The sequence below is a fragment of the Mesorhizobium sp. B1-1-7 genome, from assembly GCF_006442705.1.
GTDB classification, from domain to species: domain Bacteria; phylum Pseudomonadota; class Alphaproteobacteria; order Rhizobiales; family Rhizobiaceae; genus Mesorhizobium; species Mesorhizobium opportunistum.
The window spans coordinates 278292-299055 of record NZ_VFWQ01000006.1 but is presented as its reverse complement, the minus strand read 5'-3'; the positions used below and the strand labels follow the sequence as shown (position 1 = coordinate 299055).

20 protein-coding genes and 1 tRNA gene are annotated in these 20764 nt (G+C 64.3%); 3 read left to right on the top strand and 18 right to left on the bottom strand.

Annotation, left to right across the window (positions count from 1 at the left end; translation table 11 throughout):
* Complete coding sequence (locus FJ978_RS12695) at nt 1-1089, bottom strand: pyridoxal-phosphate dependent enzyme (protein ID WP_140572376.1); 1089 nt, start codon at nt 1087-1089, stop codon at nt 1-3.
* A 262-nt stretch (nt 1090-1351) separates the two neighbouring features.
* On the opposite strand from FJ978_RS12695, the gene FJ978_RS12690 reads away from it, so the two are divergent.
* The gene (locus tag FJ978_RS12690; RefSeq protein ID WP_140572375.1) at nt 1352-3337 is read left to right on the top strand and encodes a BTAD domain-containing putative transcriptional regulator; all 1986 of its coding nucleotides are present in this window, start codon (nt 1352-1354) and stop codon (nt 3335-3337) included.
* A 99-nt stretch (nt 3338-3436) separates the two neighbouring features.
* Complete coding sequence (locus FJ978_RS12685) at nt 3437-3613, top strand: hypothetical protein (RefSeq protein ID WP_181176825.1); 177 nt, start codon at nt 3437-3439, stop codon at nt 3611-3613.
* A gap of 28 nt (nt 3614-3641) precedes the next feature.
* Here FJ978_RS12685 and FJ978_RS12680 read toward each other — a convergent pair whose 3' ends face one another.
* The 8 genes from FJ978_RS12680 to FJ978_RS12645 form a co-directional block, all read right to left on the bottom strand.
* On the bottom strand, nt 3642-3950 hold the full coding sequence (locus FJ978_RS12680) for a UBP-type zinc finger domain-containing protein (RefSeq protein ID WP_013892005.1): 309 nt from the start codon (nt 3948-3950) through the stop codon (nt 3642-3644).
* A 24-nt stretch (nt 3951-3974) separates the two neighbouring features.
* Complete coding sequence (locus FJ978_RS12675) at nt 3975-5639, bottom strand: cyclic nucleotide-binding domain-containing thioredoxin-disulfide reductase (RefSeq protein WP_140572373.1); 1665 nt, start codon at nt 5637-5639, stop codon at nt 3975-3977.
* 137 nt (nt 5640-5776) lie between these two features.
* Nucleotides 5777-6883, bottom strand: a complete 1107-nt coding sequence (locus FJ978_RS12670) for a DUF1501 domain-containing protein (RefSeq protein ID WP_246678115.1) — start codon at nt 6881-6883, stop codon at nt 5777-5779.
* Between the two features lie 92 nt (nt 6884-6975).
* Nucleotides 6976-8337 carry a DUF1800 domain-containing protein gene (locus FJ978_RS12665; protein ID WP_140572371.1) on the bottom strand — a complete coding sequence of 454 codons (1362 nt, stop codon included), beginning with the start codon at nt 8335-8337 and terminating at the stop codon, nt 6976-6978.
* 133 nt (nt 8338-8470) lie between these two features.
* Entirely contained in the window at nt 8471-9685 is a 1215-nt protein-coding gene (locus tag FJ978_RS12660) for an MFS transporter (protein WP_140572370.1), read from the bottom strand.
* A complete protein-coding gene (arsC, locus tag FJ978_RS12655) occupies nt 9685-10092 on the bottom strand; it encodes an arsenate reductase (glutaredoxin) (RefSeq protein WP_140572369.1) in 408 nt (135 codons plus the stop codon). Before arsC ends, FJ978_RS12660 begins: the two co-directional genes overlap by 1 nt.
* Complete coding sequence (locus FJ978_RS12650) at nt 10089-10784, bottom strand: MIP/aquaporin family protein (protein WP_140572368.1); 696 nt, start codon at nt 10782-10784, stop codon at nt 10089-10091. Before FJ978_RS12650 ends, arsC begins: the two co-directional genes overlap by 4 nt.
* Complete coding sequence (locus FJ978_RS12645; RefSeq protein WP_013892012.1) at nt 10777-11133, bottom strand: metalloregulator ArsR/SmtB family transcription factor; 357 nt, start codon at nt 11131-11133, stop codon at nt 10777-10779. The genes FJ978_RS12650 and FJ978_RS12645 overlap by 8 nt, the downstream gene beginning before the upstream one ends.
* A 43-nt stretch (nt 11134-11176) precedes the next feature.
* Here FJ978_RS12645 and FJ978_RS12640 point away from each other — a divergent pair, with 43 nt between their 5' ends.
* On the top strand, nt 11177-11734 hold the full coding sequence (locus FJ978_RS12640; protein WP_013892013.1) for a DUF6428 family protein: 558 nt from the start codon (nt 11177-11179) through the stop codon (nt 11732-11734).
* A 145-nt stretch (nt 11735-11879) separates the two neighbouring features.
* On the opposite strand, the gene FJ978_RS12635 is transcribed toward FJ978_RS12640, so the two are convergent.
* The 9 genes from FJ978_RS12635 to mepA form a co-directional block, all read right to left on the bottom strand.
* Nucleotides 11880-13040: a hypothetical protein gene (locus FJ978_RS12635; RefSeq protein WP_140572367.1), complete on the bottom strand. Its 1161-nt coding sequence runs from the start codon at nt 13038-13040 to the stop codon at nt 11880-11882.
* Nucleotides 13041-13075: 35 nt separating this feature from the next.
* On the bottom strand, nt 13076-14122 hold the full coding sequence (locus tag FJ978_RS12630) for a nucleotidyltransferase family protein (protein ID WP_140572366.1): 1047 nt from the start codon (nt 14120-14122) through the stop codon (nt 13076-13078).
* Between the two features lie 80 nt (nt 14123-14202).
* Nucleotides 14203-14418: a hypothetical protein gene (locus FJ978_RS12625; protein WP_013892016.1), complete on the bottom strand. Its 216-nt coding sequence runs from the start codon at nt 14416-14418 to the stop codon at nt 14203-14205.
* A gap of 340 nt (nt 14419-14758) precedes the next feature.
* Nucleotides 14759-14843 (bottom strand) — tRNA-Leu (locus FJ978_RS12620).
* 75 nt (nt 14844-14918) lie between these two features.
* Nucleotides 14919-15539 (bottom strand): 2,3-bisphosphoglycerate-dependent phosphoglycerate mutase, encoded by a 621-nt coding sequence (locus tag FJ978_RS12615; RefSeq protein ID WP_140572365.1) that lies wholly within the window; start codon nt 15537-15539, stop codon nt 14919-14921.
* A gap of 40 nt (nt 15540-15579) precedes the next feature.
* Entirely contained in the window at nt 15580-16443 is an 864-nt protein-coding gene (dapB, locus tag FJ978_RS12610) for a 4-hydroxy-tetrahydrodipicolinate reductase (protein WP_140572364.1), read from the bottom strand.
* Nucleotides 16440-18299, bottom strand: a complete 1860-nt coding sequence (locus FJ978_RS12605; protein ID WP_140572363.1) for an ABC transporter ATP-binding protein — start codon at nt 18297-18299, stop codon at nt 16440-16442. Before FJ978_RS12605 ends, dapB begins: the two co-directional genes overlap by 4 nt.
* A 143-nt stretch (nt 18300-18442) precedes the next feature.
* Nucleotides 18443-19462, bottom strand: a complete 1020-nt coding sequence (locus FJ978_RS12600) for a glucokinase (RefSeq protein ID WP_140572362.1) — start codon at nt 19460-19462, stop codon at nt 18443-18445.
* Between the two features lie 179 nt (nt 19463-19641).
* Nucleotides 19642-20721 carry a penicillin-insensitive murein endopeptidase gene (mepA, locus tag FJ978_RS12595; protein ID WP_140572361.1) on the bottom strand — a complete coding sequence of 360 codons (1080 nt, stop codon included), beginning with the start codon at nt 20719-20721 and terminating at the stop codon, nt 19642-19644.
* Nucleotides 20722-20764 lie beyond the last annotated feature (43 nt).

The following is a 20764-nucleotide window of genomic DNA, read 5'->3' as shown; positions in this document are numbered from 1 at the left end:
TCAAGCCACGGGGAATTGGCAGCCCGGCGTCGAACGCGACAGCGCCGTCTCGTCGGCGTCCATCTCGGCCTCGATGCCGTCGAACAGCGGCGTCGACATGTAGCGTTCGCCGGTGTCGGGCAGCATGCACAGGATCACCGCGCCGGCCGACGCGTTCTCCGCGACCTGCCGCGCCACGGCGAAGGTGGCGCCGCCGGAAATGCCGGTGAAGATACCTTCCTGGCGTGCCAGCGCCTTGGCCCATTTGATGCCCTCGGGCCCGGCGACCGGCATCACCTCGTCATAGAGGCTGGTGTCGATCGCCTCCTGCAGGACATTGGGGATGAAGTCCGGCGTCCAGCCTTGCACCGGATGCGGCTCGAAGGCTGGATGGCTGGCGGCGGGCGCGCCGTCGGCGCCGCGCTGCTGCGCCTTGCCGCTGCCGATGAGCTGCGCGTTGGCCGGTTCGGCGAGCACGATGCGGGTGTCCGGCCGCTCGCGGCGCAGGACGCGCCCCACGCCGACGACGGTGCCGCCGGTGCCATAGCCGGTGACGAAGCAGTCGAGCCGCGAGCCGGCGAAATCGTTGATGATCTCGCGCGCGGTGGTCGCCTCGTGGATGGCGGCGTTGGCCGCCGTCTCGAACTGGCGGGCGAGGAACCAGCCATTGGCCTCGGCCAGTTCCACCGCCTTCTTGTACATGCCGAAGCCTTTTTCGGCGCGCGGCGTCAGCACAACCTTGGCGCCCAGCATGCGCATCAGCTTGCGGCGCTCGACGGAAAAGCTATCGGCCATGGTGACGACCAGCGGATAGCCTTTCTGCGCACAGACCATGGCGAGCCCGATGCCGGTGTTGCCGCTCGTCGCCTCGACCACCGTCTGGCCGGGCTTCAGTGAGCCGCTGCGTTCGCCTTCCTCGATGATGTTGAGCGCCAGGCGGTCCTTCACCGAGGCGCCCGGGTTGAAGAACTCGGCCTTGACGTAGATGGTCGCGTGGGCCGGTCCGAGATTGTTGACGCGCACCGCCGGCGTGTCGCCGACGGTATCCAGAATGCTGTCGAACAGGCGGCCGCGCCCGGCGGTGGTCCTGATCTTTTGTTTGTTCAACATCCTTGTTCTCCTCGATCGTTGTGTCTCGTCGTCGTGTCTGTCTTCACAGGCCAGTTACAAACCGACGGTTTGGGCGGCGAGGTTTGGAGACCTTGCTGCGCTAGGACTGACCTGACGGCACTGCGGCAATGCCGCAGCCGGCGCGAAAACGCGCTGCCGGATGCCGTATCGTGTTCGATGATACAGCAGGGGCCGACAGGCCAGCGTGGGAGCAGGCGTGGGAAGAGCCGTGGAATCCGCACCATCGAGACTGGATCGCGCCATGGCGATCCTCTCCGTGCGCACGCTCGGATCGCTGGCGGTCGTGCGCGATGGCGTGCCGGTGGTGCTGCCGGCGTCGCGCAAGGTGCGCGCATTGCTTGCCTATCTGGCACTGGCGCCGCATCCGGTCGGGCGCGGTCGCCTGTGCGAAATGCTGTGGGATGTGCCGAACGACCCGCGTGGCGAATTGCGCTGGTGCCTCAGCAAGCTGCGCGGCGTGCTCGACACGCCGGACCGGCGCCGCGTCCTGACGCAGGGCGACACGGTCGCACTCGATCTCGACGATTGTCCTGTCGACGCGCTGGAGGTGAGCCACGCCGCGACACAGGGGATCGACACGCTTGAATTGGCGCCGTTGCGAATGCTGGCCGGGCTCTTCGCCGGCGCCTTCCTCGACGGGCTGGAGCTCGAGCGCAGCCCGCTTTTCGACAGTTGGCTGATCGCCCAGCGGCGCCGCCTCGGCGCTTGCCATGCGGCGGTGCTGGAGCAGCTTGTCGAAAGATTGCCTGCGGATTGCGACGAGGCGATCGGCCATCTCGACAAATGGGTGGAGCTGGCGCCGTTCGACGGGCGCGCACACGCCGCGCTGTTGGCCAGCATGGTCCGGCGCGGCGAGGTTGGCGCGGCCGAGCGGCATCTGGCGGCGGCGCAACAGCTGTTCCAGTCGGAGGATCTGGATTTCGCACCGCTTCGCGCCGCCTGGCGGACGATCCGCGATCAGGCGCCGGCGGTCTCGCTTCGGGCGCCGCCGGTGTCCGCGCTGTCGCAGCCGGTGGCACCATCGGGCGATGCCGGCGCGGTCGAACCAAGCCATGCTTCGCTGGCGGTGATGCCGTTTGTCGAGGAAGCCGGCGGCACGCGCGGCGGGCTTGCCGATGGTTTCACCCACGACATCATCACCCGCCTCGCCAAGCTCAGGGATTTCTTCGTCATCGCGCGCGGATCGGTGTTCGCGCTGGCGCAGATGAACATCGCGCCGGACGAAGCCGGCAGAAAACTGAATGTCGACTATGTCGCCACCGGCACGGTGCGCAGCCCGGCCGGCCGCCTCATCGTCAGCATCGAGCTTATCGAGGTCCGCACGGCCAGGATCGTCTGGGCCGAGACCTTCGAACGCCGGCCCGACGACATTTTCGCCGTGCTCGACGATATCGGCGACAGCATCGTCTCGTCGATCTCGGCCGAGATCGAAACCGTCGAGCGCAACCGCGCTATGCTGAAGGCGCCCAATTCGCTCAATGCCTGGGAGGCCTATCATCGCGGCCTCTGGCACATGTACCGTTTCACGCAGGCGGAAAACGAGCAGGCACGGAACTTCTTTGCCACGGCCGTCGAACTCGACCCGACCTTTGCCCGCGCCCATGCCGGCCTCTCCTTCACCCATTGGCAGGCCGCCTTCCAGCGCTGGGGCGACCGCGACCGCGAAAGCGCGCTGGCCTTCGAAAGCGCCGGCCAGAGCGTGCTGGTCGACGACCACAATCCCGCCGCGCACTGGGCGATGGGACGGGCGCTGTGGCTGCGCGGCGAGCAGGACGGATCGCTCTCCGAACTCGAACGCGCGGTCGACCTCAGCCCGAATTTCGCGCTCGGCCACTACGCGCTGTCCTTCGTGCATTCGCAGTCGGGCGACCCGCAAGCAGCGATAAGTTCGTCCGACCATTCGCGGCATCTCAGCCCCTTCGACCCGCTGCTGTTCGGCATGCTGGGCGCGCGGGCGATGTCGCATGTCCGGCTCGGCCAGTTCGAGGAGGCGGCCGAATGGGCGCTGAAGGCGGCGGCACGCCCCAACGCCCACGCCATCATCCTGGCGATCGCGGCACATTGCCTGGCGCTGGCCGGTCGACTGGACGAGGCGCACGGTTTCGCCGCCGCCATCCGCAAGACAATGCCCGATTACCGCGCCGACGATTTCATCGGCACCTTCCGCTTCGAGCCGGATGCCGAGGCGCTGTTCCGGCAAGGCGCCAGGCGGATCGGCCTGAACTGAAAGCCGTGCGCGCCGCCACCGGTTAACGAAGCCGGAAGGAGTTGTTTAACCGTTCATGGCTATGTGACGCCCAGGGGGGTCCATGGCGAAGTGAGTATGATGAGCGACAGCCCCGACAAGCGCAGCGAATGGCGCGCCATTTTTTATGTACAGGCCCGCGTCGCCATCCTGTTCGTTCCGGTGGTTGCCAGCCTGCTGGCCATCGCCGCCCTTGCCGGCAACGACCGCAAATCCGTTCCCGATGTCGACCGGACGATTACGGGGTCGGTGCGATAGGCCTGGCCGAACCGCCTCCGGGACGGTCTCAATAAAACCGGGGGATCGGTCCCTTCTGCGGCGTCGTGCGGTCGCCGAGGTCGAGAAAGACCTCGTCGACATAGCACCATCCCCAGCCCTCCGGCGGATCGTAGCCCTCGATGACCGGGTGGCTGGTGGCATGAAAATGTTTTGTCGCATGGCGGTTGGGCGAGTCGTCGCAGCAGCCGACATGGCCGCAGGTGCGGCAGAGCCGCAGATGCACCCACCACGAGCCGCTCTTCAAGCACTCCTCGCAGCCGAGTGCGCTCGGGGTCACGTCCTTGATCCCGGCTGCATGCTTGCATTCATCCGCCATCACACTCTCCCTGCCAGTTGAGGCTCAACTCTTCGTTTGCGCAAGATAGGCATGCAATGCGGCGACGACCTGGGCACCCTCGCCAACGGCCGCCGCGACGCGCTTGACCGAGCCGCAGCGCACGTCGCCGATGGCAAACACGCCGCCGAGGCTGGTCTCCATCAGGCCGTGCGCCGGTCTCAGCTCCGATCCGGTACGGATGAACCCCTTGGCGTCCAGCGTCACGTTGCACTGCGCGAGCCAGTCGGTGTTGGGGTCGGCGCCGATGAACAGGAAGAGATGGCGGATCGGGCGCGCCGTCTCCTCGCCGCTGACGCGGTTGCGCCAGCGCACGGTGGCAAGATTGCCCGCCTCGCCCTCCAGCGCTTCGATTTCGGTCCCGGTCAGCACTTCGATGTTCGGCTGCGCCCTGATGCGCTCGACCAGATAGCGCGACATCGAGGCTTCGAGGCTGCCACCACGCGCCAAAAGCACCACCTTGTGCGCATGGCTGGCGAGGTAGACCGCGGCTTGGCCCGCCGAATTGCCGGCGCCGACCAGCGCCACTTCCTGGCCTGCGCAAAGCCGCCCTTCGATGGGCGAGGCCCAATAATGCACGGAGGTGCCCTCGAACTGCCCCAAATTGGCGACATCGAGGCGGCGATAGCGCGCGCCGCTGGCGATGACCACGCTGCGCGTGCGCACCGTCTCGCCATCGCCGACATCGAGCAAATAGCGGGCGCCTGAATTGTCGGTCGCGGCGCTCAACAGCTTGGCCTCGTCGGGAATCACCATTTCGACGCCGAATTTCTGCGCCTGGTTGTAGGCGCGCGCCATCAGCGCCATGCCGGTAATGCCTGTCGGGAAACCGAGATAGTTCTCGATGCGCGAGGAGGCGCCGGCCTGCCCGCCGAAGGCCCGGCAGTCGAGCACGATGGTCGACAGCCCTTCGGACGCCGCATAGACCGCGGCCGCCAGCCCGGCCGGTCCGGCGCCGACAATGGCGACGTCATACAGCGTATCGGCATCGATCGGCCTGAGCAGGCCGATGCAGCGGGCAAGGTCTTTCTCGGTGGGGTTGCGCAACAGCCTGCCGTTCGGACACAACACTACCGGCAGATGGTGGGGATCGATGTCGAAGCGCTCGACCAGGGTTTTCGCGCAGGGGTCACTGGCGGAATCGAGCACGCGGTGCGGCTGGCCGCTGCGGGCCAGGAAGCCCTGCAGCCGCAATACGTCGGCATTGTCTGATGGTCCGATGATGATCGGCCCGCTGGTGGCGCTTTCCAGGAGCCCGACACGGCGCAGGATCAGCGCCCGCATGATGCGCTCGCCGAGATTGGCCTCCTGCACCATCAGGTCGCGCACACGCTGCGAGGGGATGACGAACGCCTCGACCGGTTCGGCGGCCTGAGCATTGACCACCGAGGGGCGGGCCGAAAGCTGCGCCAGTTCGCCGACGAAGCTGCCGGGTCCATGGGTGACGATGGTCTCGCGCCGGCCGAGCCCGCCATCCTGTGTGATATCGACCTTGCCCGACAGCACGAGGATCAGGCCTGGCGCCACGTCGCCGGCCTTGATGATGTGCTCGCCGGCGGCATAGGCGGCGGCCTCGCCGAACCGGCGCATACGGTCGATGTCCGCCTCGGCCAGCGTCGGAAAGGCCTGGTCGCGACGGGCGCCGAAGATCGCGGTGCTGGATTGGGACATGCTGGATTGAGACATGGTCTTGAGCGTAGCCAAGCGGGCGCCGGGTTTGAAGCGGTTTGTTCGGTGCCTAGCCGGGAGGCGAGGCCGGCGACACGAGGTGCCGAGAGACGGCGTCGACCGCAGATGTTCAGCGCGCGCTACCCGATCAGTCCGTTCAAAGGCCTGACGGCGATGCTGGACGGGAATACACGCTGCGACAGAGCGAGTTCCGAGATGCCGAGATGGTCGCGCAGAAGGCCCTTCAGCACCGCCCGAAGATCGGTGGTCGGCGTCAGGTCCCGGCCTTGATACAATTGGGAGGTTCCAAGTCCCGGCCAGTCCGCCACCACCCGTCCGCCGTTGACGGCGCCACCCATCAGGAAGGCCGTCGTGGCGGTACCATGATCGGTCCCCTCATTGCCGTTGATCCGCGCCGTGCGCCCGAACTCGGTAATGACCACGATCACGGTATCGTGCCAGACGGACTTCAGGCCGCTGACCAAACCCTCCAAAGCGCCGTCCAGGGCAGCCAACAGCCTTGCCAGCTTCCCGTCCTTGGCGCCCTCTTTCGCGTGCGTGTCCCAGCCGTCGAAGCTGAGTGCGGCAATGCGTGGGCCGGACTCGGCCGCAAGCAATTTCGCCGCGCCCTCCGCAGCCTCGCGAAAGGAAGGCCCCGCCATCTTGGTGCGCGGCACCGGATCGTCGCCGTGACCGGACAGGCTGTCTATCTCGCGGCCCTCGATAAAGGCACGCAAGAGCGCCGGATCGATTTCGCCATAAAGCCCCATAAGGCGATCTTGCGTGTCCGGGGAGGCCGACCGGAAATTTGGCGGCGTCCATGTCAATGTCGGTGCGGCACCGCGGAAAATCAGCGGAACAGTGGGGCTGACGGCCAACCCGACCGGCCGGGCAACCTCGATCCGGTCGCCGACCGGAAGTTCCAGCACCGCACGATTGAGCCAGCCGGATGCTGTATCTCTCGGTCCGGGCATGCCGCTTTCCAGGACGTCCTGGCCGTCGAAATGGGATCGATCCCTGTAAGGCGTGGCGGCGGCATGGACGATCAGGGTGTCGCCGGCGACGTAGTGGTCGTGCAATGTCCGCATCGCATCATGCAAGCCGAAAAACCCGTCCAATGACAGGACCCGGCCGATGCCGGCCACGCCAATCGCAAGCTCGCCCCGCAACCGCGCGTAGTCCGGGTCCCCGATGGGTGGCGCAACGGCCAGGCCATCCAAGGCTCCGCGCAGGATCACGACCACCATCCGTGGATCGCGCGGCGCCGCGTGGGCCAAGCGTGGCATTCTCGACCAGGCGACGAAACTGCCGTTTGAGGCAGGCATGGGGGGCGTCCCCGTCATCTGCGTTGGAACTCCGGGCTCATGAGCAGCAAAGCCAGCGCCTGGGATCTGCTTCGGGCATGGGCAATATGCTCCCGCGTGGTTGCGGAACAGGCCGTGCCCAGCACCGCATCGACGAGGGCCAGCGGATCCAGGTCGACACGGGCGCGCGCCGCCAGCTCTTCGGCGAAATCGAGGCGATCGGTCATCGCATTGCCCGCCAGCCAGCTATCGGCGTGATCAGGAAAGCCATTGGGGGCGTTCGGATTCCACAATGGCTGCCCAAGCGCACTCAACACGCGCGCGACCTGCGCGACATCGATGCGCAGGTCCAGTGCCCTGAGAGCCGACCACAGGAATTCGCTGGGGCTCTTGATCTTCACCGCCGGCCCCCACGCCTTGTCGTGGAGAAGCAGCATTCGTACGCACGCTTTGAGATCCCCGGCACTCTCCAGGAAGATTGCCGCGATCGTTTCGGCAATGTCGGGCGCGGGATCATCGTTGATGAAGTGACGGACGAGCTTCCAGGCGATCCGCCTTGCTGTTGCTTCATGGCCCGCCAGGGCGGACAGAACCGCTTCGCCCTGATCCACGCCGATTTGCGGATAGTCGACATCCATGACCTGCTGGCCGCCAGGCTCGTGTGCATCCGCGGTGAAATAAAAGCGGCCATAATCATCGGCGAGTTCATCGTCCTCGCTGGCGCCCCTGTAACTCCAGCCGGTCAGCACTTTCGACAGCGCGCTGACATCTGCCTGCGAATAGCCCGCCTCGACCCCGACCGTGTGCAATTCCAGCAACTCGCGCGCGTGGTTTTCATTGCAGCCGCGCCCGGACCGGCGCCCGATCACCGAATTCGGCCCGACCGAATTGGCGCTGTTGAAGTAGGAAAGCATCGCCGGGTGCCGGGTTACAGCGACAAGCATGTCTTCGAACCGCCCGAGCACGAAAGGCCGGATGGCTTCCCGCTCGAATGCCGCCGCGGTGCGCCGGACAGTGCCATTGGCACTGGTCTCGACGACGAAATGGTTCATCCAGAATGTCACCAGCCGCTCGACGAGCCCTGTCCTGGCAATCAGGGCGCGGTCTATCCGGGCCCTGACTTCCGCTTCGAGCACCCGGCGATCGATCGGCACGAAGAAGGTGAGGCGGCGGATCGCCGCCGCGAGATAGCCGCGCGGAAGGCGATCCTGGCGATGTCGTTGCGTGATGATTTCGGCGGCGGACAGGAGACCTCCACCAGTAAGCAGGGCTATGTCCGGTTCATCCAGCTCATTGAGAAGAACAGTGCGTGGATCGCCATCCAATAGAGACAGATCGCGGGATCGCGGCCCGAGTCCGAAACGATGATAACCAATCGATGCGGATGCGAAAACCACTCATTCCCACCCTGTCCATGGACTCAATATTGAACGTTCTGAGCAACATACGTTGCCGACCAGCAAAAAAAAGCGGCCGGTGAAGGTATGCTATCGTGCAATAGTGGTACACGACCGGTATATCCGATCTAGACTAGGATGGTACGATGGTTCGAACAGGTCGGGAGGAGTTGCGTTTAAAAGCGAGCAGGGCGGCGACCAGTAGGACATTGACAAGGGCGAGCCCAAGCAGCACCGACAGCAAGCCCGACGCGCCGACATGCTCCAGCAAGAGAGCGCCGAGCGAAGGCGCGGCAGCCTGGGCAATCAAGCTTGGCATGGCAAGCCGACCCATCAGTTTCGCGTAACCGGGAGCGCCGAACAGCGCCAGAGGCAACGTGCCGCGCGCGATGGATTCCAGACCGATGCCGGCGCCGTAGAGCGCAAGGGCGACGGGCAGCATCGGCAGTCCGGTCCACAGCGCGGCGACGCCGAAGACGACAAATGCCACCGACGCCAGCTTGGTCCATATCGGATGATGATAGCGGGCGATGGCCATCTCGACGGCCCGGGCACCGACCTGGGAAGGGCCGACCAGTGCGCCAAGGCCAACCGCGGCGCCGAGTGCAAGCCCAGTCGATTGCAGCACGGTCAGCAGATGCACCGACAATGTCGACGATATGACCGCCGACAGCGTGATGCTTGCTGCCAGCGTGGTCATCAGGGGCAGGCTGCGCGGCGTCAGGCCGGCTTCCGGGCTGGTGGCCGCCGCGACCGTGGGTTCGGCGGGAACGCCACGCGGCAGCACGAGCAGATAGGCGGGCAACGCCACCAGGAGCTGGATTGCCGCATACGCCAGGCACACGCCGCGCCAGCCGAACGCATCGAGCAGAAGCGCCGAAATCGGCCAGCACACCGTGCTGGCGAAGCCGCCAAACAGCGTCAGGCTGGTGATCGTCGAACGGGCGCCGCGCCCATACAGCCGTCCGAGCGTGCCGAAGGCCGCATCGTAAAGGCCGGCGCCCATTCCGAAACCCATGATGAGCCAGCCGGTGACGAAGACGGGCAGGTTCGGCGAAGCGGCAAGCACCGCCTGGCCGATGCCGAGGCAAACGGCGCTGAAGGCGAGCGTCATGCGGCCGCCATGGCGTTCGATTGCCGCGCCGACATGCGGCGATATCAGGCCCGCGACCAGCAGCCCGAGCGACAGGCTGCCGATCACCCAGGGAAACGGCCAGCCGGTTCGAGCCGACACGGCGGGGCCAATCACGGCCGGCAGGTAGTAGGAAGAGCCCCACGCCATGATTTGCGTGAGCCCGAGCGTCGTGACGATGACGCGACGGTCCGGCGTCGATTGGTCTCGGCTCATCAACGGGCCGGATAGGTCACCGCTTCACCATCCTCCTTGGTGAAGCTGGCCACAGGGTGGTCGAGCAAGTCCAGCACCAGTTCCGACGGCCGGCAAAGCCGCGTGCCGCGCGGTGTCTCGACAATCGGCCGGTTCATAAGAATTGGATGAGCGAGCATCTGGTCGATCAACTCGTCCTCGCTCCATTTTGCGTCGGCCAGGCCCAACTCGGCATAGGGCGTGCCCTTCTCACGCAGCAGCGCCCGCGCGGGCATGTCCATGGCCTTGAGCAGGCCGACAAGGCGAGAGCGCGAGGGTGGATTTTTCAGGTACTCTATGACGTCAGGCGTTTCGCCGCTCGCTTCGATGAGAGCCAACGTGTTGCGTGACGTGCCGCAAGCCGGGTTGTGATAGATGGTGACAGTCATGGCGCTGCCCTTTCGGTGTGTGCGACGGTCAAGGCTGGCGAAAGCAGCCAACCCATCGTACCGGCGGCTATGAATGCGCCGGCCAGTTCGGCGACGATGAATCCGGGAAGGTCGGCAGGCCGAATGCCGGAAAAGGTGTTGGACAGCGAACGCGCCACCGCAACCGCGGGGTTGGCGAACGACGTCGATGCCGTGAACCAGTAAGCGGCGGTGATGTAGAGACCGACCAGCCAGGGAACGGCTTTCCGCTCGAACCGCACGCCCGCCAGGATGACGGCGACCAGGCCAAAGGTCGCGACACCTTCAGACAGCCATTGAGCGCCGCCGCTGCGTATGTGCGTTGAGGCCTGCACGAGCGACTGGCCGAACATTGCGTGCGCCGTCACCGTGCCGGCAATACCGCCGAGGGTCTGGGCCACGATGTACAGTCCAGCCAAGCGCACCGGCAGCTGCCGCAGGACTGTGAAGACCAGCGTGACCGCCGGATTGAAATGCGCTCCGGAGATGGGCGCCAGGATGGTGATGAGGACCACGAGAATAGCGCCTGTCGGCAGCGTATTGCCGAGCAACGCAACAGCTTTGTCCGGCGTCAGCGTCTCGGCCATGATGCCGGAGCCGACCACCGTGGCGACGAGGAAAGCAGTACCGAGCGCTTCGGCCGCGACACGGCGCGGCACGCTGTATTCAGGCATCGGCATGGCTTCCATTGTTCGGGACGCAGCATGTCGGGTTGAGCGCCGGCGAACAGATTTCCGGCCGGCCGGAGCAGCAATCCTCCATCAAAAACCGGATAAGGCCGGTCAGCGCGTCATACTCGGCGCTATAGACGATCGACCTGGAATCTCGCCGCGCGGCAACCAGGCCGGCGCGTTCAAGTTCCTTCAGGTGAAAGCTGACATTGGAGGGCGAGACCTCCATCTGCTCTGCCAGGACGCCGGCGGCGATGCCCTCTGGTCCCGCAATGACCAGCCGCCGCAAAAGCCTCAGACGCGTTTCCTGCGACAGCGCCCCGAATGCGGAAAGGGCTTGACGTTCATCCATATTTCAATAATCCTAAAAATATCAAAATAAGGATTTATCGCAGATGCTCGCCCCTGACAACACTGAATTTGACAACACCGAATTTGACCATGTCCTGCCGCCCGGCTCGGCCGACATCACCATAGACGGCTTGCTTGGGTTCCTGTCTGCCCACGGGGAAAAGGCCCTGGTGTTTGTCTATGACGGACGCGCGGTGCGATCTGGCTACCACGTGACCGAGGTGAAGGCCGGCCAGTTCGCCGCCCTCGATTGCGGTGCCAATCCCGAATCCTGGTCGGAGATCTTTGTGCAGCTTTTGGATGTGGATGAGGCCGAGCGCACGCATATGCCGGCGGCCAGGTTCTCGGCCATCATCCGCAAGGTAACCGAGCATGTCGGGCTCGACCATTCGGCCAAGCTGACCTTCGAGGTCAGCGACGGCGTGCGGCCCATGCAACTCTACAGCGCGGCCGTGCCCGAACTAGTCGCGGGCACCGTGCGTGTCGACTTGTCACCGCGACCAGCGAGCTGCAAGCCGCGCGACCGATGGCTCGAGGAGCAACAGAAGGCCAACGCCTCATGTTGTGCACCGGCAATTGATGGAAAAACGTGCTGCAGCTGACATTTGGCTGGCCGCCGAGCAGAGAGCCCACGCGGATTGGACACTTCACCCCAAGGCCAAAGGGGCTGTGCATCTCCGATCCGCCAAAGTTCCGACGACCCGGCATTCAGCCACCCGGCCGCAGGCGCAGTCATCGACCATGGTGCTAAGAACAGGGCTTGAAGTGCATTGTTACCCATTCTGCGGCCGCAATGCCGTCACCATAGGTCATTTCGATAACTTCCGCGTCGTTCAGCAGTTGGCAAATGGAACCGAATACAGCGGCACTCAACTGACGACTGCCACTGATTGCCTCCTGTAAGAGAGCAAGCAGCCCCGTCATTTTGGGTAAGGTTGAGATCTGGAGAGAACTCCCGCCAGAAAAGTGCGGAAAGATGATGGCGGAGACTTTATCGGCCGTTTCGCAGTGGCGAAATGGCTTCAGATATTTAACCGTGCGGCCGTCCGGACGCCGGAATTCAGGCAACCGATCCAGGGACGGAACCGATGACCGCAGCCGATCCCAGCTCCCTGGTTTCACGGCAAAACTGAAGGGCATACCCCATATGCGCGGCCGCCGCGAAGACACCAAGGTGACATCGTCAGAGAAGGCCGACATCCCTAACGCGTTTAGCAGCGCAGCCAAGGTCGTCTTGCCACGGCCGGAAGCGCCGGCCAGCAGAACCGCCCCTGCATCCGCACGGAGCGCAGCCGAATGCAGCGCGATCCAATACGGCTGTCGATCAAGTACGACGTGCATCACGGCTTCCTTCAGTCCAACAGCCACCGCCGCAGGATCGGCATATTCAGTAAAGTCACTTGATAGGCCTCGTATCCTGTAGCCGTCTCGGTACTGGTCGACCGATAGATTGGCCTCCACGACTTGCGTTTTGGACGAACCGGCCGCTTGTTTTCGGAGATGACCCGCGAGCGCTTCCCAGGCTTTTTTTGATCGCGCATCGGCAAAGGAAATCGCAATCCGAGCACCTGCGATGCTGTAAATATCCCCTGCCTTTGCTGCGCTGGTTTGCCTGAGGGGCAGGACGGATGGAAGCGACCCTTGTTGTGGCCAGTGGCACAAGAAGCCCATGGCTAGCCATTGCGCCACGCAATTCGAGACATAGCCGCTCGCCTCGTCAGGCGCACATTTAACCCGCCTCGCAAAATTTTGTGTCACCGTGTCGGGCTGGGTTCCAGCAACAATGTCAAACCAGACGGATCCAGAGTCTTTGTCCAGGCGGTATATACGCTGCTGCGACTCCGAAAACATGACAACGTCGGAATCGAGCTTATGGGCCACGGCGCCAAACGCCGGAGTAATGGGCACGGTCCCCACCCACGGACCGAGCGCCCGCCGTGAGGTCAAGCGCGTTCCCACCGCCGCTGAACCTTGTGAAGCCTTATAATCCTCCAAGCACTTCGAGCTACAGAAAGTCCGAGCCGATCCAATCGTCGATATGACACGTTGTGCTTGATCGCGATCTGACGGCGATAAAGAATTCGCGGTAAGATGCCACTGACGTGCCCCTCGATCTTCACATCGATTAGGCGTTGTAGGTTCAACATGAAAACTTCACGGCCAAGTGCTAGCCGCCCTGAGGGCAGTCTTCGACAAACGGCACTCCAATCGATATCGTAACCGAGAGCCAGGAGTTCACGGCAGTCGAGCAACCGCCTCAAATCGACTTCACCCGTGCGTAACCTTCGGTCTTGAATCATGTCGTGCACAATAAGGTGCGTCACCCATTCCTCCGGGCTAGGCAGCCTCAACCGCGCCCCGGCCACTTCAACGACCCGGCTGCGGACGGCTCCATCTGTAGAAAAGAGCGCCACAGGCCCCGGCGGTCGTAGATGCAGGTCCAAGGATCCTGCATCGGATGGTCGATAGAATTTCCCGTAGGCATGGACACCAGGGTCACCCGCAAGCGGCCTGTAACCGAGGTTGACAAGCTGCGCTACGCAAGTCTCGATAACCTCATTGTCAACCACGACGTCCAGGTCACTGACCATCCTTGCACCTAAGCGACTCTCCGGGAGCGCCAGAAGAAGCGCTGCTCCCTTGATCAGAAGTGGCTCGATGCCGACGCTATTCAGCGCTTTGACCAATTCCAAGACTTGTTGCCGCAAGCGAAGGTTTCGCAACTCGTTCAGGTGGTGGATAAAACCGAGATACTTCTCCACGTCGGTCGGAGCAAAACGGAGGAGATCGCGATCCCGCAAGAAAACATACAAAGCTGGAAGTATGAGGTGCCGGTTCGCTTCCACGATAACCGCATCCCACTGGAGCGGATGCACCATGCCGACCGTGAGAGCGGCGCAAACAAGTTGAAAACTGGATCCCGATCGTAAGGTCTCGAAAACTGGGCCGACATCCGCGGTGGGTGCATCAATGTTTTGGATTTCGGTCAACACGGATGCTCTTTCTATCGGTGCCGGCCCCCGGGTGGTTGTGGGGTGTCGATGCCGAAGCGAAGTTTTTTGGACCCGGGCTAGCCGCCCCTCCCGGCCTTGCCCCCAGTTTCAGCGGGCTTGCCACCCGAGAGACCTCCCGACGCCGCCACGGCTTGGGAATTCATGCTCACATCCAGCAGCAAGGTCACTGCTGGAGGTGTCAGAACCGAAAATTTTCCGACTCCTTTGATGAAATCACGTCGTGCCAACTGCGAATGCGCATTCGGGTCTTCTTTGCCGTCGTTCCCGTCCATCTGAAAACCTCCTTTGCCGCGCTTGTGTCTGTCACCACATCAGTCTGATAGATCCTAGTAGAAGAAGGCGAGCGTATATTGCGGGGCACTGCCTGACCACATATCCAGTGGCATCTCCTATCTCCTATATTGGCTTAGGGGCATCGTCCGTTTGTCGGCGATCGTCGGGTTTTGGATATCGAAAGGAGTAGCGATCCGCGTGGGGACCGACCAGGTCGCGACAACTTCACCGCCCATCTCAGGGCCGACAGCTTGCTGCCGCGGAATAACAAAAAGCCCGGACGAACCGGGCTTTTTGTCTAAACGTCTGAACCATACAAAACGGTTCGAAACGGGAATTTGGTGCCCAGAAGAGGACTCGAACCTCCACTCCTTGCGGAACACGGACCTGAACCGTGCGCGTCTACCAATTCCGCCATCTGGGCTGGTGCGGGCTCATGTAAGCGGGCAAGTGATTGCTGTCAACGCGCTTTTTTCAAAGCGGTTCGCTGCTTGCCGGCTCAGCCCTCCAGGACTTCCTTCGACGCGACGGTGGAATCGGCGTTGAGCTGGTAGATGACAGGCACGCCGGTGCCGAGCTCCAGCTTGACGATCTCCTCGCCCGACTTGCCGTCCAGCGCCATGATCAGCGCGCGCAGCGAGTTGCCGTGGGCGGCAACCAGCACGGTGCCGCCGCGCAGCACGTGCGACTGCATGTCATGCAGGTAATAGGGCCACACGCGCGCGCCGGTGTCCTTCAGGCTTTCGCCGCCGGGCGGCGGCACGTCGTAGGAGCGGCGCCAGACATGCACCTGGTCCTCGCCCCACTTCTTGCGGGCATCGTCCTTGTTGAGGCCGGAAAGGTCGCCATAGTCGCGCTCGTTCAGCGCCTGGTCGCGGATGGTTTTCAGATCGCTCTGGCCGACGGCGTCGAGAATGTGCTGGCAGGTCTTCTGCGCTCGGACCAGGGCGGAGGTGAAGGCGATGTCGAACTTCAGGCCGCGCGCCTTCAGTTTGTCGCCGGCCGCCTTGGCCTCGGCGTGGCCCTGCTCGGTCAGATCGACATCGCGCCAGCCGGTGAACAGGTTCTTCAAATTCCATTCGCTCTGGCCGTGGCGCACGAGCACGAGGGTTCTCGACATGTTTGCTCCCTACAATCCCTACTAGATGTGACGGTCCGGCTCAGCTTAAGCCGAGCACGTCCCGCATCGAATACAGCCCCGGCTTCTTGCCGCGTGCCCAAAGCGCCGCCTTGACGGCGCCGCGGGCGAAGATGGCACGGTCCTCGGCATGGTGGGACAGCGTGATGCGCTCGCCAGTGCCGGCCAGGATCACGCTGTGGTCGCCGACGACAGAGCCGCCGCGCAGCGTGGCAAAGCCGATCGAGCCGGTTTTTCGCACGCCTGTGTGGCCGTCGCGTGAACGCACGTCATTGCCGGCCAACGCGATATCGCGTCCGGCGGCGGCGGCCTCGCCGAGCAGCAGTGCCGTGCCCGAGGGCGCGTCGACCTTGTGCCTGTGGTGCATTTCGAGGATCTCGATGTCGAAATCGTCGGCATCGAGCGCGCGCGCCGCCTGTTCGACCAGCACCGCCAGGAGGTTGACGCCGAGGCTCATATTGCCCGACTTGACGATCGTCGCGTGGCGCGCGGCAGCAGCGATTTTCGCATTGTCTTGCGCCGAGCAGCCGGTGGTGCCGATGACATGGACGATGCGCGCCTGCGCCGCGTAGCCGGCGAATTCGACCGTCGAGGCCGGCGTGGTGAAATCGAGCACGCCGTCGGCCTTGGCGAAGGCCGGCAGCGGATCGTCTGATATCGGCACATTGATGATGCCGATGCCCGCCAGCTCGCCGGCATCCTTGCCCAGATGCGGCGAATCCGCCCGCTCGACGGCGCCGATGACGCGCGCGCCCGGAATGGTATGGATGGCGCGGATCAGCGTCTGGCCCATGCGGCCGGCCGCGCCCACCACCACGAGGCCCATATCGCTCGTAGGCTCGCCATCGCTTGCAGGCTTGCCGGTCGTTGCCGATGTCTCGCTCATGCCGTGCTCCCGGCGATGTTTTGCGTCTCTAGGTCTCGACCCGAAGTTTGGATCGGTGCGCTGTCGTCGACAAGCCCCAGGCCCTTGACGCCCTGTATGCGGTGGAAGCGGGCATAGATGCTGTCCGGGTCGGCCATCAGCGTCGCGTGCGTGCCTTCCTCGACCAACCGTCCCTCTTCCAGCACGATGATGTGGTCGGCATTGATCACCGTCGACAGCCGGTGCGCGATGACGATCGTCGTGCGCCCTTGCATGACATGCGTAAGCGCCTCCTGGACGCGCGCTTCGGCCTCGTTGTCGAGCGCCGAGGTCGCCTCGTCGAGCAGCAGGATCGGTGCCTGGCGCACGATGGCGCGGGCGATCGAGACGCGCTGGCGCTGGCCGCCGGAAAGGGTCGAGCCGCCTTCGCCGACCGGCGTGTCGTAACCTTGCGGCTGCTGGCGGATGAACTCGTCGGCCGCCGCCTGTTTCGCCGCCTGCTCGATCTCGGCGTCGGTGGCCGACAGACGACCATAGCGGATGTTGTCGCGGATCGTGCCCTCGAACAGATAGGGCGCCTGCGCCACATAGGCGATCGACTGCCGCAGCGAATGCTTGGTCACTTTCGAGATGTCCTGGCCATCGACCTCGATGTTGCCCTGGTCGACGTCGTAGAAGCGCTGCAAGAGCGCCACCAGCGTCGATTTGCCGGCGCCCGACGCACCGACGATCGCCGTCACCTTGCCGGCGGCGGCGGTAAAGCTCAGATCCCTCAACACCGGCAGGTCGGCGCTGTAGCCGAACGTCACATTGTCGAAGCGCACCTCGCCAGTAGTGACCCTGGCCTCGACGGCATCGGGCGCGTCGCCCTGTTTCGGCTCCAGGTCCAGCAACTCGTAGATCATGCGCGCGTTGACCAGCGCACGTTCCATGCCCACCTGTGTGCGCGCCAGGCGTCTTGCCGGGTCGTAGGCCATGATCAGCGCGGTGATGAAGGAAAACACCGCGCCCGGCGGTTGCCCCAGCACCAGCGCCCGGTAGCCGGAATAGGCAAGCACGGAGGTGATGGCGAGGCCGCCCAGAATCTCGGAAATCGGCGACAGCCGTTCCGAGACGCGGGCGATCTTGTTGTTACGCTGCTCGGCCGTATCGGCCATGATGCCGATGCGGCGCGCCAGTTCCTCCTCCAGGGTGAAGGCCTTGACGATGGCGATGCCCTGCGTGGCCTCCTGCACGGAACCGTTCAGCCGCGAATTGATCAGCACGGATTCCCGGTTGATACGCCGCAACCGGCGGGTGATGTAGACGACGGCCCAGATCAGCGGCGGGCCGATCAGCAGCGAGCTGAGCGACAACACCGGATCCTGGTAGATCATGACGCCGACGAGAGCGACCAGCGTGACCGCGTCGCGGCTGATGGAGGTCAGTGTCAGCGACAGCAGATCGCGAACGCCGCCGACATTCTCGTTGACCTGTGCCGCCAACCGACCGGAACGCGTATCGTTGAAGAAGTCGACGCCGAGCTTCATCAGATGGTCGAAGCTGCGCTTCTGGTAGCGCGCGACCAGATTGTTGCCGATCTTGGCCAGCGCGACGGCCTGGCCATAGCCGGCGAAGCCGCGCAGCACGGAGGCGCCCATGAAACCGGCGCAGATCCAGACGATCATATCGCCGCGCCGTTCGTAGAAAATCTGGTTGATCATCGGGGCCATGATCCACGCCGTGAAGGCAGTGGTGCCGGAAACAATCAGCAGGCAGGTGACGGCAACGACATAGGTCCAGCGATACTCATTGCCGTTTTCAGCGAGGATGCGGCGGAGCACCGCCGTGACCTCGCTGGGCCGGACTTTCTGTTTGTGTGGGGCTTGAAGGGTCAAATCGGGAGCGCTTCGTGGTTTTCCGCCTCGTAGGACCGGGCTGCAAATTCGGCACCCCTCTTAGCGCCATGCGGCCGGCTTGCCTATGGCCGCGGCTGATTAACTTCGTCGCGGGCGCCCAAGCGGATCGCGGCCCCTGAGCTTCAGGCCTGCCAGCGCCGGCCTGCCGTCTGGACGCCGAACAGCGAGGGGTTCCTGGCATAGGCGGCAAGGCCCAGAAGTGCGGCCAGCGGATGGGTGATGACATAGACCGGCATGGTGCGCATCAGCGCACTGTGCGGCGCCTTGTCCTCGAAGGCAGCGCGGAAATTGCCTTGCTTCAGCGCCGGCACGATCTTCTGCGCGATGCCGCCGGTGAGGAACACACCGCCACGGCTCATGAACACCAGGGCAAGGTCGCCGGCGGTGCGCCCGAGGCAGGTGACGAAAGTCTCCAGCGCTTCCTGCGCGACCGGATCGGTCTTGGCCAATGCCGCGCCAGTGACCTCGGCCGGCGTGGTGAAGGGCGCCGGCTTGCCGTCGGCCTTGGCCACCGCCCGGTAGACGTTGACGAGGCCGCGTCCGCACAGGATCTGTTCGCCCGAAATGCGGCCCTCGAGCTTGTCGATATGCGGGAAAACCTCGAAATCGCGTGGCGTGCGTGGGCCTATGTCCATATGGCCGCCCTCGCCGGGCACCGGGATCCAGTGGCGCAGCGCATGGACCAGCCCGGCAACGCCGAGGCCGGTCCCGGGTCCGAGCACCACACGCCCGGCATTGGGCTCCGGCGTGCCGCCGCCGATCTTTTCCATGTGCTCTTCGCCGAGCGCGACGACGGCCAGCGCCTGCGCCTCGAAATCGTTGAGCACGACGATATCGCTCAGGCCGAGATTGGCGAACATCTGCTTGGGCTTGACCACCCAGGGGCAGTTGGTGAGTTCGATCTCGTCGCCATCGACTGGCCCGGCCACCGCCAGCACCGCCGAATTGGGCCGCACCGACGAGCGGTCGAGCACGGCCGCCTGGATCGCCTCGTCGATGGTGTTGTAGTTGGCGGTCTGGACGATTTGCGGCTCGGTAGGTTCGGAATTGGCGTCGAGCACGATCGAAAAGCGCGCATTGGTGCCGCCAATGTCGCCGATCAGGATCGGAAACCGCAGCAAAGTGTCGTCATCGCCTGCCATGCTCTTCGTCCGCCTCGTTCTCGGCAGCTTCTCACCGCCTCGTCGTTGACTAGCGCATGGTCCCGCAAAGGGAAAGCCGCTTCAGTGCCAGTTTTCAAGCGCTGACGCCGCCCCTCACCTGCCTGCCGGCATCCTCTCCCCGTAAACGGGGCGAGGGACGCTGTCATTGTGCGCGGCAGTCAGTTCGCCGGTGGTCGTGGCCGCGGCACTGGAGCGCCCATCCTGGGGGTGGCCGCGAACGCATTGGCAGCGCTTGGCAAATCGCCAGCGCCGCTGACGGTGGTGACGGGCTGTGCCGGCGCTTCCGGTTCGGGCGCGACGACCGCGACAGGCACGGCGCCGCCATGATAGGTCGCGGCCTCGGCCGAGGCCGGCCCCGGCGCGTCGAGCACGGCGCGGCATTCGCCGGGCAGGTTCGCCATCGTCATCACGTCGCGGGCTTTCGGCGCATCGGGGTTCTTGTTGGGCCGCCAGGGCTCCTGCGTGAACCACCAGGCCAATGGCTTGCCGCAACCGTCATCATCCGGTGTCGCTTCCTGCGCCTTGCAGTTGGGCGAACCCGGCTGGCAGCCGATGCGCATATGGAAATGATAGTCGTGGCCCCAGAACGGCCTGACCTTGCGCAGCCAGGTTCGATCGCCCTTGACGGTGTCGCAGAGCTTTTTCTTGATGCCCGGGTTGACCAGGATGCGCTCGACTTGCGGATAGCTCGCCGCCCGTTTCAGAAGCGCCGTATGCTGCGGCGTCCACAATGCGTCCTTCACCAGATGGGTCTTCTCGTCGACCATCAAGGTGGCGCTCATCGATTCGCGCTGCGCCGTCGACAGCGGCCGGCTGGGCATCGGCGTCAGCCAGATATCGGCGTCGAGGCCGATCTGGTGCGAGGCATGGCCGGTCATCATCGGGCCGCCGCGCGGCTGCGAAATGTCGCCGATCAAAAGGCCGGGCCAGCCATCGGCGGCAGCGTCGCGCGACAATTTTTCGATCACCGCGATCATCGCCGGATGGCCCCAGCGGCGGTTGCGCGAGGGGCGCATCACCTCCCAGGTCGGGCCGTCCATGGGAATGGCGACGCCGCCGGCAAAGCAGCCCTTGGAGTAGAAGCCGATCGACTGCGCCGCGGTCGCCGCCGGCAGTTTCTTGGCGCCGAATAAGTCCTTGGCCCGCTCCTCGGCCATTGCAGGCTGCGCGGCGAGAGCGAACAGGCCAAATGCTGCCGCCAGCAGTGATTTCTTGCCCAGCCGCATCGCCATGTTCATGAAACCGGATCCCCAACGCAATCCCAAGACCGAATCATAGCAC

Bases quoted from the DNA above. Each gene is read 5' to 3' on its own strand.
- FJ978_RS12695 (WP_140572376.1), bottom strand. From the start codon at position 1,089: ATGTTGAACAAACAAAAGATCAGGACCACCGCCGGGCGCGGCCGCCTG.
- FJ978_RS12690 (WP_140572375.1), top strand. From the start codon at position 1,352: ATGGCGATCCTCTCCGTGCGCACGCTCGGATCGCTGGCGGTCGTGCGC.
- FJ978_RS12685 (WP_181176825.1), top strand. From the start codon at position 3,437: ATGAGCGACAGCCCCGACAAGCGCAGCGAATGGCGCGCCATTTTTTAT.
- FJ978_RS12680 (WP_013892005.1), bottom strand. From the start codon at position 3,950: ATGGCGGATGAATGCAAGCATGCAGCCGGGATCAAGGACGTGACCCCG.
- FJ978_RS12675 (WP_140572373.1), bottom strand. From the start codon at position 5,639: ATGTCCCAATCCAGCACCGCGATCTTCGGCGCCCGTCGCGACCAGGCC.
- FJ978_RS12670 (WP_246678115.1), bottom strand. From the start codon at position 6,883: ATGGTGGTCGTGATCCTGCGCGGAGCCTTGGATGGCCTGGCCGTTGCG.
- FJ978_RS12660 (WP_140572370.1), bottom strand. From the start codon at position 9,685: ATGAGCCGAGACCAATCGACGCCGGACCGTCGCGTCATCGTCACGACG.
- arsC (WP_140572369.1), bottom strand. From the start codon at position 10,092: ATGACTGTCACCATCTATCACAACCCGGCTTGCGGCACGTCACGCAAC.
- FJ978_RS12650 (WP_140572368.1), bottom strand. From the start codon at position 10,784: ATGCCTGAATACAGCGTGCCGCGCCGTGTCGCGGCCGAAGCGCTCGGT.
- FJ978_RS12645 (WP_013892012.1), bottom strand. From the start codon at position 11,133: ATGGATGAACGTCAAGCCCTTTCCGCATTCGGGGCGCTGTCGCAGGAA.
- FJ978_RS12640 (WP_013892013.1), top strand. From the start codon at position 11,177: ATGCTCGCCCCTGACAACACTGAATTTGACAACACCGAATTTGACCAT.
- FJ978_RS12625 (WP_013892016.1), bottom strand. From the start codon at position 14,418: ATGGACGGGAACGACGGCAAAGAAGACCCGAATGCGCATTCGCAGTTG.
- FJ978_RS12615 (WP_140572365.1), bottom strand. From the start codon at position 15,539: ATGTCGAGAACCCTCGTGCTCGTGCGCCACGGCCAGAGCGAATGGAAT.
- dapB (WP_140572364.1), bottom strand. From the start codon at position 16,443: ATGAGCGAGACATCGGCAACGACCGGCAAGCCTGCAAGCGATGGCGAG.
- FJ978_RS12600 (WP_140572362.1), bottom strand. From the start codon at position 19,462: ATGGCAGGCGATGACGACACTTTGCTGCGGTTTCCGATCCTGATCGGC.
- mepA (WP_140572361.1), bottom strand. From the start codon at position 20,721: ATGAACATGGCGATGCGGCTGGGCAAGAAATCACTGCTGGCGGCAGCA.